The 17,404-nt window shown below is 41.2% G+C and carries 10 protein-coding genes and 1 pseudogene; 7 read left to right on the plus strand and 4 right to left on the minus strand.

Annotation, left to right across the window (positions count from 1 at the left end; all coding sequences use genetic code 11):
* The 7 genes and pseudogenes from L650_RS0108965 to mdoH form a co-directional block, all read left to right on the plus strand.
* Positions 1-342, plus strand: a pseudogene (locus L650_RS0108965) (hypothetical protein); the annotation flags it as partial.
* Entirely contained in the window at positions 342-1,127 is a 786-nt protein-coding gene (locus L650_RS0108970; protein WP_029772894.1) for a TatD family hydrolase, read from the plus strand. The pseudogene L650_RS0108965 and the gene L650_RS0108970, both read left to right, overlap by 1 nt.
* Positions 1,127-2,851 carry a diguanylate cyclase gene (locus L650_RS0108975; protein ID WP_029772895.1) on the plus strand — a complete coding sequence of 575 codons (1,725 nt, stop codon included), beginning with the start codon at positions 1,127-1,129 and terminating at the stop codon, positions 2,849-2,851. Before L650_RS0108970 ends, L650_RS0108975 begins: the two co-directional genes overlap by 1 nt.
* Before the next feature lie 12 nt (positions 2,852-2,863).
* Positions 2,864-3,874: a porphobilinogen synthase gene (gene hemB, locus L650_RS0108980; RefSeq protein ID WP_029772896.1), complete on the plus strand. Its 1,011-nt coding sequence runs from the start codon at positions 2,864-2,866 to the stop codon at positions 3,872-3,874.
* Between the two features lie 130 nt (positions 3,875-4,004).
* A complete protein-coding gene (locus tag L650_RS0108985; RefSeq protein ID WP_029772897.1) occupies positions 4,005-6,734 on the plus strand; it encodes an ExeM/NucH family extracellular endonuclease in 2,730 nt (909 codons plus the stop codon).
* A 325-nt stretch (positions 6,735-7,059) separates the two neighbouring features.
* Positions 7,060-8,679: a glucan biosynthesis protein gene (locus L650_RS0108990; RefSeq protein ID WP_029772898.1), complete on the plus strand. Its 1,620-nt coding sequence runs from the start codon at positions 7,060-7,062 to the stop codon at positions 8,677-8,679.
* Positions 8,651-10,612: a glucans biosynthesis glucosyltransferase MdoH gene (gene mdoH / locus L650_RS0108995; protein ID WP_029772899.1), complete on the plus strand. Its 1,962-nt coding sequence runs from the start codon at positions 8,651-8,653 to the stop codon at positions 10,610-10,612. The genes L650_RS0108990 and mdoH overlap by 29 nt, the downstream gene beginning before the upstream one ends.
* Positions 10,613-11,462: 850 nt before the next feature.
* Here mdoH and fusA read toward each other — a convergent pair.
* The 4 genes from fusA to L650_RS0109020 form a co-directional block, all read right to left on the minus strand.
* A complete protein-coding gene (gene fusA / locus L650_RS0109005; protein ID WP_029772901.1) occupies positions 11,463-13,547 on the minus strand; it encodes an elongation factor G in 2,085 nt (694 codons plus the stop codon).
* Positions 13,548-13,752: 205 nt separating this feature from the next.
* Positions 13,753-14,478, minus strand: a complete 726-nt coding sequence (locus tag L650_RS0109010) for a response regulator (protein ID WP_004587464.1) — start codon at positions 14,476-14,478, stop codon at positions 13,753-13,755.
* A 16-nt stretch (positions 14,479-14,494) separates the two neighbouring features.
* Entirely contained in the window at positions 14,495-16,117 is a 1,623-nt protein-coding gene (locus L650_RS0109015) for a sensor histidine kinase (RefSeq protein WP_085065453.1), read from the minus strand.
* Between the two features lie 11 nt (positions 16,118-16,128).
* Positions 16,129-17,404: tripartite tricarboxylate transporter permease (locus L650_RS0109020; RefSeq protein WP_085065454.1), on the minus strand; the 1,276-nt coding region annotated here is incomplete at its 5' end.

Consider the following 17,404-nt stretch of genomic DNA (forward strand, 5'->3'; position numbering starts at 1 on the left):
CCAAAAGCCGTAACCAATGTATCGCCAAACGTAAGTGCACCTGTTGCAGCTGTTTCTAAAGCAGCGCCTGCTGCTAAAGCAGATGATTTTGGCCTTGAGCATAAAGAGATCACTAAAGATAAAGACGAAAATATCACAGCGTCAGTATCATCAGTTAGAAAAGCTCCTTATGGCGAGCTCATTATTACCCTTGATAACGATCAGCAATGGCGTCAAATTGGCTCTGACAGTCTTAAATTAAAAGAGTCAGACACAGTGGTTATTAGCCGCGGTGTATTTAATTCTTTTTTACTTCGTAAAGATGGTCAAAACCGCTCAATCCGTGTGAAGCGCACTCAGTAATGACCTACACGTTAGTTGATGCCGGCGTTAATTTAACCAATCACCAGTTTGAAGGTGAGCATCAGGCCATTATTGCCCGCGCAAATGCCGCGGGCGTGCAAGCTATGTTACTGATCGGCTGCGATGTGCCTAGTAGCGAACAATCGCTTGCATTAGCAAAACAATATAATCAGTTTTCTACTGCTGGCGTGCATCCACATGACGCTAAAGACGCCACCGATGAACTTGAAACCACTTTAACGCAGCTTGCTAGTAACGATTGCGTTGTGGCCATTGGTGAGTGTGGGCTTGATTATAATCGCGATTTTTCTCCTCGCGATATTCAGCGCAGCGTATTAAAACGCCAGTTAGCGTTAGCCGAAAAACTAAACCTACCTGTTTATTTACACGAACGTGACGCAAGCGAAGATATGCTAAATATTTTGGCTAACTATAACGTACGTGGTGTGCTGCATTGCTTTACAGGCAATGCCCAAGCACTTAAAGACTATTTAGAATTAGGCCTTTATATTGGCATTACTGGGTGGGTGTGTGACGAGCGCCGCGGTAAAGCATTGCAACAATTGGTGCCAAGTATCCCGCTTGAGCGGTTATTAATAGAAACCGATGCGCCTTTTTTAATTCCACGCACAATAACCCCTAAACCAAAATCACGTAAAAATGAGCCCGCCTATCTTAGTTATGTGTGTGAAACACTCGCTAAGCTTTATAACGTTGAACCAAGTACTATTGCCGCCCATAGTACGGCTAACTTTTATAGCTTATTTGATATAGCAAGTCGCTAATGACAAGCCCAAAGGCGCTATTTAGCCTATTTATGCTCCTTTGTTCATTTTGCAGTGTTGCAAACCCCGTAATTTCTGAAAATTTTAAATCAATAAAAATAGACACCCTGAGCTATTCGTTTACGCCCACCACAGCAAACAATGCCTACCATGAGGTTAGCGACTGGCAAACAGTAAGTGATAAGCCATTAAATTTAGGGTTTGAACAACGCCCTGTATGGGTCAAGTTTACAGTTAAAAATACCTTAAATAACAATATAAGCCCTATTTTATCGCTCGATAACCCGCTGTTAAATGAAGCGCAAATTTTTCATTTTTATAATTCAGCACTGCTCTCACACATGCAAACTGGCGATAACTTTAAGCTCTCATCACGGCTAATAAAAAGTGAATCTTTATTAGCAACCTTGAGGCTGCCGGCAAATAGTATTAGCACCGTAATAATGAAGGTTAACAACAGTGCTGGGCTACGCATCCCGCTGACTTTATGGCAACCAGATGCCTACCTAGCGCATAAAGGTAAACTTAATTTAATTTATGGCTTACTCATTGGTTTTTTATTTTCATTGGCCATAAGTTGCTTGGTTTTGTATGGGTTTTCGCGCAAGTTGTATTTTGCTTATGCAGGTATTATTACGCTGACCTTAGGTGTGCTACTGGCTTATTTATGCGGTTTTGGCGCTCGTTATTTTCATCCAAATTCGCCTTCATTACAGCAAGTAATGATACCAGTTTTACTAATGCTCACTACGCTTGCTTTTGTGCCGCTACAAAAACAACTGTGCCAACCTAAAGCCTCTAAACTACTAAAATGGCAAACCATTGTTGCTAATATTTTCGCAATTAGCCTGTTGTTTATGTGGGCTTTACCTAGCACAGTGTTTACCCCATTTAGCTTACTGGCGAGCCCGATTGTTATTATTTATTGCTTGGTAAGCGCCTACATCTGCCAGCAAAATGCGCCTTCAAAACCAATTCAAGCACTGCTAATTGCACTCATGCTATTTTTACTTGTTATGGTGTACCTTATTATTGCTGTATTTGGCTTATACCCTTTAGGTAGAAGTAGCTTAGCTTTTGTTTTTATATGTTTTTTTGGTAGTACATTTTGCCTATGTTATGGCGTTATGAAGCGCTTTATTTTAGAGCGTGATGAACAAGTTATTGCTCAACAAACCTTGATTGCTGAAAATGCAGCCCAAGATACACTATTAAATGAGCGACTCGCGCTGCAAGCCCAAACACAAAAAGAATTAGAGTCGTTAGTTGATGAGCGCACCTTTGAGTTACAAGTCACTTTGCGCGAACTAGAGGATAAAAACCGCGAGCTTGAGCTACTTAATATGGAAGACGCGCTGAGCGGAGTTAAAAATCGTCGCTTTTTTGATAAAAAATTAGTGATGGAACTGCGTCGCTCTCGGCGTGAACAAACGCCTTTGAGTATGATTATGCTCGATATAGACCGGTTTAAACGCGTAAATGATAACTACGGGCACTTAACCGGCGACCAAGTAATACGCGCTGTAGCCGACATNGCCGTAGAGAGTAATACCGTAAACGTAGCCGGAACATCCGTAAAAGTAACCATTAGTGCTGGCGTAAACAGCGCTGTAGTAAACGATATTAGTAACCCTGAGCTATTTACAGACGACGCAGATAAAGCGCTCTATTTCGCTAAACAACATGGCCGAAATCAAGTAATTAGTTTTCCAATTCCACAGTAGGAGCTTAGTAACATGGCCCAATCAGGACTCGACCTTTTCCCATATACCCGCATGCGTAGAATGCGCCGCAGTGATTTTTCTCGCCGTTTAATGGCCGAAAACCAACTATCGGTAAACGATTTAATTTTTCCGGTATTTGTACTTGAAGGTAAAAACCGCCGCGAAGCAATTGAATCAATGCCAGGAATTGAACGTTTATCAATTGATTTATTGCTTGAAGAAGCTAAAGAGCTTGTAGATTTAGGTGTACCTGCCGTCGCTATTTTTCCGGTGACCCCTGCTGACAAAAAGTCTTTGATGGCCGAAGAAGCCTACAGTGAAGATGGCTTAGCACAACGCACTGTTCGTGCTTTAAAAGAAGCTTTCCCTGAGCTTGGGGTTATTACCGATGTAGCCCTTGACCCATTCACTACTCATGGCCAAGACGGCATTATTGATGATGAAGGTTATGTAATTAATGACATAACCACTGAAATTCTTGTTAAGCAGGCGCTTTCGCACGCCGAGGCAGGCGCAGATGTGGTTGCACCCTCTGACATGATGGATGGCCGTATTGGTGCTATTCGCGAAGCACTTGAAGCAGATGGACATATTCACACACGCATAATGGCTTACTCAGCTAAATATGCCTCTAGCTATTACGGGCCGTTTAGAGACGCTGTTGGCTCTGCAGGTAACTTGAAAGGGGCCGACAAAAAAACGTATCAAATGGATCCTGCCAACTCTGATGAGGCAATTCGTGAAGTAGCACTTGATTTACAAGAAGGCGCCGACATGGTGATGGTGAAACCCGGTATGCCGTACCTTGATATTGTTCGTCGTGTTAAAGATGAATTTGGTGTACCTACTTTCGCATATCAGGTCAGTGGCGAATATGCAATGCACAAAGCGGCAATCGATAACGGCTGGTTGAGTGAAGAGGCCACAATTATGGAATCTTTACTGGCGTTTAAACGCGCCGGAGCGGATGGTATTTTAACGTATTTTGCCAAGCAGGCCGCGCAATGGCTGCAAAATAAGTAAACATGTTATCAAAGGCGGTACGCCGCCTTAATTTTTTTACAATCATTAACATTTTTGTATTCTTTTTGTCATTTAGATTGCCTAAACTGGTGTCCCATTTTGGGATTTAAATACACGGGAATAATAAAAAATGTTAAAAACGAAAATAACGCCACTGGCGCTTGTATTAGCAAGCCTCAGTGCACCAGCCTCCGCCGATCTAATCATTTCTGAATACATCGAAGGCAGCAGCAACAATAAAGCGATTGAGCTTTATAACAATGCTGATACCGAGCTTTCTCTTGAAGGTTATACTTTAGGACTTTATTCAAATGGTAGTAGTTCGGTAGGTAACTCAATTGATTTATCAGGCACATTGGCTGCCAATACCACCTATATAATTTCAAACTCCGGTGCAGACGCTGCCATTCTTGATATTGCAGACATAACCAGCACAGTAACTTACTACAATGGTGACGATGCCCTTGTTTTAACTAAAGATGGTGTGGTAGTTGATAGCTTTGGCCAAGTGGGTGTTGATCCTGGCTCTTTTTGGTCTGATGATACCGTACAAACTCAAAATAAAACCTTACGAAGAAAAAATAGCATCACAACGGGTCGAACTGACTCAACTGCAACTTTTAATCCTAGCGATGAATGGGAACAGTTTGATGAGGATACCTTTGACGGCTTAGGCTCGCATGCTGGCGATGGTGGTACGGCTCCTGCGCCAGACCCTGAGCCAGAACCATTAGAACCGCTTGTATGTGGCGCAGATAAAACGCTAATTAGCGCTGTGCAAGGTTCTGGTGAAGCAAGCCCGTTAGTAGATACCCTTGTTGAAATTGAAGGTATTGTCACTGCCGATTTTCAAGGTGAAGATGGCTTAGATGGTTTCTTTGTGAGCTCGCTTGCTGCAGATGTAGATAACGATCCAATGACCTCTGAAGGTTTGTTTGTTTACTTTACTGATACCGATGTAAATGTAGGTGACCACGTGCGCGTACAGGGCACAGTTGATGAATACTATGATTCAACACAACTAGCAGATGTAACACAAATTGCTGTATGTGGTACTGACGAAGTGGCCTCTGCAACCTCAATAAGTTTACCTTTAGAGAGCCAAGCTGACCTAGAAGCTTATGAAGGTATGCTAGTGAGCCTAGATCAAACACTTGTAGTTACTAACAACTTCGGCTTAGGTCGCTATGGTGAAGTAGAACTAGCCACTGAGCGTTTATACCAAGGCACTCAAGTTGCATTGCCAGGTGATGCAGCCAATGCTGTTGAAGCGGCTAACTTGACTAAAAAAATCTTATTAGATGATGGCTCTACAGCTCAAAACTCAGATCCATCGGCTTACCCAGCGCCAGGCCTATCGGCAGAAAATACTCTACGTACCGGCGATACTGTAAATGCGGTAACAGGGGTAGTTACATACAGCTTTAGCACGTATCGCATTCACCCAACAGTTACACCACAGTTTATAGCGACTAATGCACGTGAAGATGCGCCTGAGCAAAGTGAAGAAGCCGATTTACGAATCGCCAGCTTTAACGTACTTAACTACTTTAACGGTGATGGCCAAGGCGGTGGTTTCCCTACTAGCCGTGGTGCAGACTCAGAAGAAGAGTTTGTACGTCAAGAAGCAAAACTTGTAAGTGCTATTAGTGCAATGCAAGCTGATGTTGTTGGCTTAATGGAAATTGAAAATGATGGCTTTGGTGAGTTCAGTGCTATAGCAAGTTTAGTAAATGCATTAAACGATGCTGACAGCGCTAACAACTACGCGTTTGTGGATTTTAACGTAGCCCAAATTGGTACCGACGAAATCACCACAGCCCTTATTTACCGCGCAGATAAAGTAGAAGAAGTAGGCACAGCCGCTATTACTACTGATTACCCGTTTGATTACAGCAACCGTGCACCTATTGCGCAAAGCTTTAAGTCACTTTCAACAGATGAAGTATTTACTGTTTCTGTAGCCCACCTTAAATCTAAAGGGAGCTGTGGTGATGATAACAACGACGACCTAGGTGATGGCCAAGGCTGTTGGAATGAAATTCGTACCGAAGCTGCTGATGCGTTTACTGATTGGTTAGACAACAAACCTACTGGCGTAGATGACGAAGATATCATTCTTGTTGGTGATATGAACGCTTATGCAATGGAAGATCCAATCCGTAAGTTTGATGAAAAAGGCTATAAAAACGTAGTCGCAGAGCTTGATGGCGATACATTAAGCTACTCTTATAGCTTCTCTGGCCGTGCAGGTAGACTTGACCATGCTTTAGCAACCGAGTCTTTACTAAGCAAAGTTGTTGCAGCAAATGATTGGCATATCAATACTGATGAGCCTATCGTGCTTGATTACAACCTAGAGTTTAAGAGCGAAGGTCATCAATCTACGCTTTACGCAGAAGGACCATACCGTGCATCTGATCACGACCCTGTGATTGTTGATATAAAATCTGAAGTAGTACTTACCCCTGAAGAGCAAACACCGGTAATTGCACCTGATCAAATATTCACAGTAGATGAAAACAGCGCTGTAGGCACTGTGATTGGCACACTTGATTTTAGCGATCCTAATGCTGATGTATCACCTGTGGTTAAATTTATCGTATCAGGTAACGATTCTGTATCAATTAACGAGCAAGGTCAGTTAATTGTTGCAAGCGAAGTAGATTACGAGTTTGAAAATCGTATTACCCTTACAGTACAAGCAGAGGATAGTGTAGGTAACGTATCTGAAGCACAAACGGTTGTAGTAAGAGTAAACAACCTACGTGGTGATGACGATAACGACTCAGGCTCATTGCTTTGGTTATCTCTTTTATTAGCGCCACTTTCATTAGTGCGCAGATTTAAGAAAAAATAACGAGTGATTTGTTTTAAAGCCGCATTTTTGCGGCTTTTTTTATGCTTATAAAAATGTAATTCAGACAAGCTTCAGTAAACAACCCTTAATATCTTCCATACCGTTTATTAACTATTAATAGAATTAGCCGCGCAACAAATACATTAAATGAGTATTTTTTACACATAAGCCGTAGTTAAAACCCTTTTTAATAAATTTAACTGTTGAAATGTAAACACTTTATTTACGGATTAAAAGTTGCACTATAAGTTCGTCACCCTTGTGTAGTAGTTAAGTAACAAACCCTAAGCGTAAAAATAAGTCGTGTTTTTATAAAGGAATGGAAATGAAACAATTAACCCAAACACCTCCTACTTGGCAGAAAAAAGCAACGCCATTATTGGGTCTACTTTTTATTTTTTCTGGCTGGGGCTATAGCACGCAGGCAATAGCAGCAAGTGTTGATGCAGCAATTCCGCAAGAAAGCCTATTTGAAGTAATAAGCGCCCGCGCTAAAAAACTAGCCGAACAAGAATATGCACCTCCAAAAAATATAGAGCTAGAAGCATTAAATAACATTGATTACCAAGATTACCGCTCAATTCGATTTAAGCAGGACAAATCAGTGTGGAAAGATGAAGGCCTGTATCAGCTACAACTCTTTCACCCTGGTTTTTTATATAAAACACCGGTAACAATTAATACCGTAGAAGGTGACTCAAAACGTAATCGCCTACCTTTTAGTACTGATTTTTATCAATACGATGGCACGGCCGCCCCTTTAAAAGACGAAATAGCAAAAAGCGTAGCCGGCACGCAACTAGGCCATGCAGGCTTTCGCTTACATTACCCAATTAACACAAACGAATACAAAGATGAGGTAATGGTGTTTCAAGGGGCCTCTTATTTTAGAGTTGTTGGCCCTAATCAAGTATATGGTTTATCAGCACGTGGATTAGCAATCGATACCGCCGAAACATCGGGTGAAGAATTCCCCATGTTTAAAGAGTTTTGGCTTGTTAAGCCTCAGGCTGAGCAAACTAACATCACTATTTTTGCATTGCTTGATAGCCCTTCGTTATCAGGCGCTTACAAATTTGATATTGACCCAACAACCAGCATGTTAGTTGATGTTGATATGCAAATTTTTGCCCGTAAAGATATTAAAAAGCTAGGCGTAGCCCCTTTAACAAGTATGTTTTACCACGGTGAAAACAGCACTAAGTTTTTTGATGACTACCGCCCAGAAGTGCACGACTCAGACGGCTTATTAACACAGTCAGCTGATAACAAATGGGTATGGCGCCCGCTTAACAACCCAACACAGTTAAGCGTTACGTCGTTTTCATACACCAACCCTAAGGGGTTTGGTTTAGCACAGCGAGACCGTGACTTTAACAATTACCTAGATACTGAAGCGCACTACCACGACCGTCCAAGCCTGTGGATAGAGCCAAAAGGTGAATGGGGAAATGGCCGAGTTGAGCTAGTAGAAATACCAACAGATACAGAAACGAACGACAATATAGTGAGTTACTGGGTGCCTGAAAAGCCAATGAAAGCTGGTGATTCATTAAAGCTAAGCTACAAAATGAGCACCTTTAACGCCCATTTAACTCAACACCAAAAGGCGCGTGTAACACGCACACGTATAGGTAGCGCAGCGCTGCCAGGTGAAGATAATCCACCACCGCAAAGCCATCGCCAGTTTACCGTTGACTTTGCAGGCCCCGATTTAAACAACCTGTCTGAGAAGCTAACACTTGAAGCCGACATTCAGCTTACAACAGGTGAAGTAAGGGATGTAACAGTGCAAAAACTTCCTAAATCTCTTGGTTGGCGAGTAGCGTTTAAAATTGCACCACAGGACGATCAACCCGTAGATATGCGTTTATCGTTAAAACTTCGTGATAAAGAAATTAGTGAGGTATGGAGCTATGTTTGGTACCCAAATGACATCAAGTAATAAAGTAAAGGGCACACCCATGCCATTCAAAACACTGCGCGTATGGTTATTTGCTATTGCTGCACTCACTGTTTCAGGGTACGGCATCTCCATTATGTTTGAAATTTTAAGCTCAAACGGAATGACCTTGCTTGAATATGCGCTATTGGTTTTATTTTCAATAACCTTTGCATGGATTGTTACGGCATTTTGTAGCGGCACGATAGGATTTGTACTGCAATTATTTCGTATTGACCCGCTCACCCTAAGACGCATTAAGCCTATCGAGTTTGATAATGCCGCGCTTGCACAGCAAAAAACCGCGGTAGTTATGCCTATTTATAACGAAGACACACACCGTGTTATTGCCGGCTTTGAAGTGAGCTTACAATCGCTAAAAGAGACAGGGCAACTTGCCAATTTTGACTTTTATTTACTTAGCGACACGCAAGACCCTGAAATAGCACAAAACGAGCTAAGCGCATGGCATGCTTTATGTGAGCGTTTAGGCGATACTGCAAAACAGGTTTTCTATCGACGCCGCGAAGATAATAAACACCGTAAAGTAGGTAACTTAACCGACTTTTGCGAGCGCTGGGGCAGCCAATACGATCACATGATTGTACTTGATGCCGACAGCGTAATGACGGGTAAATGTATGCTAGAGCTGACCACAAGCATGATCAACAACCCGCAAGCTGGCTTAATTCAAACTATCCCTATTCCAGTTCGTCAAGACACCTACTTTGGTCGTTTTTTACAATTTGCCTCAGTGCTTTACAGCCCAATGCTGGCAACGGGGTCTGCTTTTTGGCAAACCGACAAAGCTAATTATTGGGGCCACAATGCCATTATTCGTGTTGAAGCATTTATTAACTATTGTGGTTTACCTACGCTTGAAGGCAATGCCCCCTTTGGTGGCGAAATTTTAAGTCATGACTTTGTAGAAGCTTCACTACTGCACAGTGCAGGCTGGGATGTTTTATTACTTAGCGATATTGAAGGTAGCTACGAAGAAGTACCAAGTAACATTTTAGATTATGCCATACGCGACAGACGTTGGGTGCAAGGTAACATTCAGCACCTTGGCTTATTAGGCTCGTCTAAATTAAAGTTAATGAGTAAGTTTCACTTTTTATTAGGCGCAACCGCTTATATTTCATCACTTATTTGGTTATCTATGCTGGCACTAAGCACCATAGATGCGGTAACACGTGCATTAAATAGCGATGTGTACTTTAATCGGGTTTATCAGTTATTCCCAACGTGGCAAATAGCTAAAACAGACCTAATTGATTCACTACTTTATTTAACCATTATTATATTATTGGTGCCTAAATTAATGGGTGTAATTGTCACGCTAGTGCACAGAAATAAGCGCTTTGGCGGCTCGTTTAAATTAATATTAGGCTCAATAATAGAGACTGTATTTGCCATTATTGTGGCACCACTTATGATGGTGTTTCATGCTTACTTTGTAGTGTGTGTATTTTTGGGTAAAAAAGTTAAGTGGGATGCACAACCGCGCGAAGGCCGCATGGTACCGTGGAAAGAGGCGTTTAATTACACACTATTTTCTACCTTGGTTGCCATAGTATGGGGCGCTACAGCCTATTACTTTACGCCAGTGTTCTTTTGGTGGTTATCGCCTATATTACTCGGTCTATTACTTGGAGCGCCAATAATACGCTACACCAGTAGCATTAAGTTAGGTGGGCAACTGCGTAAAATGGGAATATTTATTTGCCCTAGCGAAGTTGATAACGACCCTATGCTAAACAACCTTAAAGTGCATTTAAAAGAGATTTCGGTACCAGAGCCTGGGCAATACCCTAAAACGGTGCCAGCCCTGCCACAAGAGCATTTAGTGGTTATGCCAATACAAAGCTTTAATAAGCCTCGCTTGCCAAAGATGAAAGCGCTAAGAGCTAAAGCAATTAAGAAGTTTAATTAGCGCAATGGGCACGCACTAAATACAAAAAGGAGCATGATTGCTCCTTTTTATTTATAAAATGCCAATTATACAAAGGCTAACCTCACGCTCTGCATGAGCTAATATAGTCGACTTTACAATCTACCTTATTTTTATATAACCTAACTATATTCGCTTTTTCATCGGCTGATAATCGCCAATTATAAAAATGGTAATTTTTACCATTTTCTAGCTCAACCTTAAATATGGTACAAATAAATAATGATTTAAATGAAATAGACTTTATTTCTTCGCTATTTATATATTGTTCGCGCATAAAGCGAGTATAGTTTATACCTGCTTGGTAACAGTGTAAGAATCGAAGGTGGATAAAATTAAAGATTATTATTACTCCTATTAACGGTAATAATAATAGAAAAGCCGCTTTTAGAGTAATTGCAAACACACTTTTTATAACAAACAAAAGTACGAGTACCGCAGCACACTTTGTAAATTGCAGCGGCCAGTTAGGGGTAAGTTTTATCGAGTTCATGAATTTACGTCTTATATAAAATGAAATATAGTAAACGTCTCTTCTTCGGAGACTTCCTTATCAACTTTTAGATTACTAATCTAAAAGTGCCAGTATTCTACAGTAGACACTTGCACACGGCAATAAGTCTAAGTAAATACATCAAGTTATAATCAATGAAAAATACTACTTCTATTACAGCAACTTACGTTAAAGCATAATAAGTTTATAAATAAGGCACTTCATTAACTAATCATATAAGACTATTAAATAAGCCAAACCCAATACTAAAAAACTACAACTGTAGGCAATAAAAAACCCGCAACATGTGCGGGTTTTTTTAAAGAGTTACAGAGCTAATTACTTAGCTGCTTTTTTCTCTTTTTCTGCAGCGATTACAGTGTCAGCTACGTTTTGTGGACATGCTGCGTAGTGTGAGAACTCCATAGAGAACTGACCACGACCTGATGTCATTGTACGTAGTGAACCGATGTAACCAAACATTTCTGATAGCGGAACGTCTGCTTTAATGCGAACGCCAGTTAAACCAGCTTCTTGGTCGCTTAGCATACCACGACGACGGTTAAGGTCACCGATTACGTCACCAACGTGATCTTCTGGAGTGAACACGTCAACTTTCATGATTGGCTCAAGAAGTTGTGCGCCCGCTTTAGGGATCGATTGACGGAAAGCGCCTTTAGCAGCGATTTCGAATGCGATTGCAGATGAATCCACGGCGTGGAAGCCACCGTCGAAAAGCTCTACTTCAACGTCAAGTACTGGGAAGCCAGCTAGAACACCTTCGTTCATCATTGACTTGAAGCCTTTCTCAACTGCAGGCCAGAATTCTTTCGGTACGTTACCACCAACAACTGATGAAGTGAACGTGAAGCCTGAATTCGCTTCGCCTGGCTTGATGCGGTAATCAATTTTACCGAACTGACCAGAACCACCAGATTGTTTCTTATGCGTGTAGCTATCTTCGATTTCACGAGTGATAGTTTCACGGTAAGCAACCTGTGGTTGACCAACAATAAGGTCTACGCCGTAAGTACGCTTAAGGATATCTACTTTGATATCTAAGTGAAGCTCACCCATACCTTTAAGGATAGTTTCGCCTGAATCTTCATCAGTCTCAACTTGGAAAGACGGATCTTCTGCAACCATTTTACCGATAGCAATACCCATTTTCTCATTACCGCCTTTATCTTTAGGCTGTACAGCAATCGAGATTACTGGAGTTGGGAATACCATTGGCTCTAGAGTTACTTTGTCTTTCGGATCACATAGAGTGTGACCAGTTTGAACGTTTTTCATACCTACGATTGCAATGATGTCACCAGCTTGTGCGCTAGTTAACTCTTTACGTTCGTCAGCTTGCATCTCAACCATACGGCCAACACGCTCTGTTTTACCAGTAAACGAGTTAAGGATAGTGTCACCCTTGTTAAGTTTACCTGAGTAAATACGTACGAATGTTAATGCACCAAAACGGTCATCCATGATCTTAAATGCTAATGCTTTGAAAGACTCATCAGCAGATACGATTGCATGCTCGCCAGTTTCGTTACCTTCTTCATCCATAAGAGGTTGAGGGTCAACTTCTGTAGGAGATGGTAAGTAATCAACAACAGCGTCAAGTACTAGTTGAACACCTTTGTTTTTGAATGCAGAACCACAGAATGTAGGGAAGAAAGCAAGGTCACGAGTACCTTTACGGATACAACGCTTGATATCTTCAACTGAAGGTACTTCACCTTCCATGTACGCTTCCATTAGGTCATCGTCTTGCTCTACAGCAGTTTCGATAAGCATTTCATGGTATTCGTCTACTTTGTCAACCATGTCTGCAGGAACGTCTGTGATTTCGTAGTTTTCAGGAAGACCAGTGTCATCCCAAACGTATGCTTTTTTAGTAAGAACGTCTACAACACCAACGAAGTCATCTTCAATACCGATTGGTAAAGTCATAACTAGTGGTACAGCACCAAGTACTTTACGTACTTGCTCAGTTACACGGTAAAAATCAGCACCCATACGGTCTAATTTGTTTACGAAGATAATACGTGCAACTTCTGATTCGTTAGCGTAACGCCAGTTAGTTTCTGATTGTGGCTCAACACCACCAGAACCACAGAATACACCAACACCGCCGTCTAATACTTTAAGTGAACGGTAAACTTCAACTGTGAAGTCAACGTGTCCAGGAGTATCGATAACGTTGAAACGGTGATCTTTCCAGAAACAGCTTACTGCCGCAGACTGGATAGTAATACCGCGCTCAGCTTCTTGATCCATGAAGTCAGTAGTAGATTCACCATCATGAACCTCACCTGTTTTATGGATAGTACCTGTAAGCTTTAGGATACGCTCAGTAGTAGTGGTTTTACCCGCATCAACGTGCGCGAAAATACCAATGTTTCTGTACTTCGATAAATCTGCCATTATTTTACTCTTAATAAAGTCGATAAATTATTCGGCGGGAGTATAGCATTACTTAAAGCGAACATCACCATACAAGTCGCTTAAAATGCAATCAATTCAATAAAATTTTTCTAGATTTACATCAAGCACTGGTTAAATAGCACTGATTATTATGTAAACCATTAAAAAGGTTATGTTTTATTCTTGTAATCTGAAGGACACTCAGTTACTTAATTATTTTGTAACAACGCTCTGGCCTGCCAATACTACCGTAGCTTTGATCAGCACTTAACTTTTCAGACTCTAATAAAAACTCTAAATAGCGACGAGCAGTTGAGCGGCTTACACCCACTAAATCGCCCATTTGCTGAGCAGTAAATGCACTTGAATCATGCTGTACGAATGCATCATGGATTTTTTGCAATGTAAGCTGGTCAACGCCTTTAGGCAGCCTAATAGCACCCTGCTTTTTCTCTTTTGAGCCGAATAACACATCAACCATTGATTGGGTCACTTCGTTTGCATCAGAAAAACACTGTTGACGCGCCTCAAAGCGCGAAAGAGCTTGATCTAATCTATTTAACATTAACGGTTTAACTAAAAAGTCACAGGCACCAAGTTGCATTGCTTTTTCAAGTGTTTCAACTTCTTTGGCAGCCGTTAGTAGCATCACTTCGCTCTTAATTTCACGACGCCGTAAATCTGATAATAAATCGAGTCCGTTACCATCAGGTAAATGTATATCGAGTAGAATAAGATCTGCCTCTATCGCTTGCAACAGAGCTGTTGCAGTACTTAAATTACCTGCAATTCCAACCACTTGGTACTGTCCTTGGCGTAAACTCTGTTTTGCAATTTGACTTCCCGCAGCGCCCCCCGGCAGTAATAAGTACTGGGCAATTAGCTGTGCAACTTCAACTTCGTCTTCAATTATAATTACAGAATAGGTCATTGCTTAATTACTCTTATTATTTTGGAATGTAAACACTTAACCGCGCCCCTAATAAATCCGACTCACCAATTTCTAAACTACCACGGCAGGAGTCTAAATTGGTTTTTACTAAGTACAAACCAATACCGTGTTGCGCCCCAGACTTAGAACTAAATTGAGGCGTAAAAATGACTTCATGATCAGAGCCTAAACCAAACCCTGTATCTTCCACATCAAACAATAAAGTTTGACTGGTTTCGTCAACTGTTACCCTTACTTTAGCAGGGCGAGTATCAGATGATCTAATAGCAGCTTCAATGGCGTTATCTATTAAATTGCCTAAAATAGAAACCACTCGTTCAAGCATATCCTTACGTTCTATAACACCAAGCAAACTATCTTGGTTAAGCTCAAGAGCAACATTAAGCTCTCGTGCTTTGTGGTATTTTCCCACCAATAAACCAGCTAATACGGGGTCTTGAATCCGCTCAAGTAAGTTGTGAATTTGTGCTTGAGAACCCTGACTTTCCTGCCCTATAAGTTCAATTGCTTGCTCGTTTTTGCCCATTTGTACTAAAGCACCAATTAGGTTTAATTTATTCGAGTAATCATGTGTTTGAACACGAAGTAACTCAGCAAATGCTTGTACTTTTGTTAGCTGCTGACTTAAATATTCCAGTTCATCAGACGGGCGCATACTGAGCAGAATACCATCATCCTGACCTTGAACTTGTAAAGAAAACCGCGACAAAATAATTCGTTTATCTGCAGCAAATAACTCAAACCCAACAATTTTGCGGCTTTGATTGCGCAGTAAAAACTCAGCATGCTCAGGCAATAGGTCTTCTAGAGTAAGGTTTTTATGGATTGTAGATGTAGGCTTATCAAGAATTTCACAGGCACGTTGATTTAGTTTACGCACGGTTCCATCAGGTTCCAGTGCAATAATGCCGCTACGTACAGTATTTAAAATAGCATCCTGCTCTGAAAATAATCTTGCTATCTCATCTGGTTGCAAACCAAATATAGCATTACGTACTCGTTGACCAATATAAACCGCGGCAATAATACTTAAACCAACAAGCATCAGCCCCCAAATAAGTATTTCAGCACTACGAGATAAAATAAGCGGATCAATTGATTGCACCAAAAAACCAACAGACACTAGGCCTATAATTTCATTGTTAGCATTATATACAGGTACTTTACCGCGAATTGACTCCCCCATGCTGCCATGAGCTACCGATATATAGCGCTCGCCTTGAAGGGCCTCCTGACTATCACCTCCAACCATAGGTTTGCCAACTTTGTGCTCATCAGGATGTATAATACGCAGTGCATTAATATCGCCAACCACTATAAAATCAGCGCTTGTTAGCTCCGTAAGGCTCTCTATTTGCAAATTAAATGCTGTTATATCACCTTTTCCCTCTAACGCATTTATTACATCAGTTCGTGTTGCGACACTACTTGCTACAGCGAGTGCTTTATCACCTATGTGATTATGTAAACTTTGCGCCGTAAGCTGATACACCAACGCCCCAAACAATATTGCTTGTAAAACACATAGCCCAGTTACCCAAATAATTAAACGTGTTTCTAATCGTTTAGGTTTTTTTACCATGCTCTGCAATGGGCTTGGTTTGTTGGTGTTTGTCATTAACGTCCTTATTAAGCTTGCTCTTGCTGTAACCTAGAAGCTGTTTTATCCGCACGGCGCTGCTTCAAATAATCTTTTAATGGGAACAACAACACTAAAATAGAAAGTATAAAAATACTTAATGTGAGTGGCCTATCCCATAAAAAGCTTAAAGAGCCATCCGAAATCATCATTGAGCGACGAAAGTTTCGCTCAATCATATCACCTAAAATAAAGCCAAGTAACAAAGGAGCCATTGGAAAGGCCAATAGGCGTAATATTAACGCAACCAAGGCAACACCAACCATCATAAATAAGTCGAATGTGTTAAACGACACCAAGTACACGCCAATTAAGCTAAAGAACAAAATCATAATGGTTAATACCGACTTTGGCATTGCCAATACTTTTGCAAAATAAGGAATGAGAGGTAAGTTTAAAATCAATAAAACAATGTTGCCAAAATACATGCTTACAATGACAGACCAAAATACACTTGGGTTTTCTTGCATGAGCATAGGGCCTGGCTGAATACCATATGCTATTAATGCTCCTAGCATTATGGCCGTCGTGCCAGAGCCTGGAATCCCCAATGTTAATAAAGGTACAAATGAGCCTGTGCATGCTGCATTATTTGCAGACTCAGGAGCGGCAAGACCACGTAAAGAGCCTTTTCCAAATTTTTCTTTTAGGCCTTTAGGTGCCAAATTTCGCTCAGTGGCATAGGCCATAAAGCTTGCAATAGTGGCTCCTGCGCCAGGTAAAACACCAACAATAAATCCTAAAAATGACGAACGGCCAACAACCGGCGCCATATCTTTAACTTCGTCTTTTGTTAATTTAGTTGAACCTATTTGCGGCGCATCTGAATCATTAAGACTTTTAGCATCTTTCTTCTCTGGCTTAACAACATTAATTAATGCCTCAGCAAGTGCAAACGTTGCCATTGCAATTAATAAAAAGCTAATACCATCGAGTAAGTCGGCTTGTCCAAAGGTAAATCGCTCGGTGCCCGAGGATGGATCTATACCTACCGTTGCCAGCATTAAACCAAATACTGTCATCATCATTGCTTTTAAAAATTGGCCTTTATTTGAAAATGCAGCAATAGCTGTTAAGCCTAAAAACATTAGCACAACATAATCAGGAGATTGAAAACTCAATGACACCTTTGCTAGTAGAGGTGCGGCAACCATAAGTAGTATGGCGCCTATAGTTCCACCTATAAATGAGGAGTAAGCGGCAATAGCCAAGGCTTTACCAGCATGCCCTTGCTTTGCTAACGGATAGCCATCAAAAGATGAAGCC

Origin of the sequence: Pseudoalteromonas sp. TB51 (genome assembly GCF_000498055.1) — a bacterium.
Lineage (GTDB): Bacteria > Pseudomonadota > Gammaproteobacteria > Enterobacterales > Alteromonadaceae > Pseudoalteromonas > Pseudoalteromonas atlantica.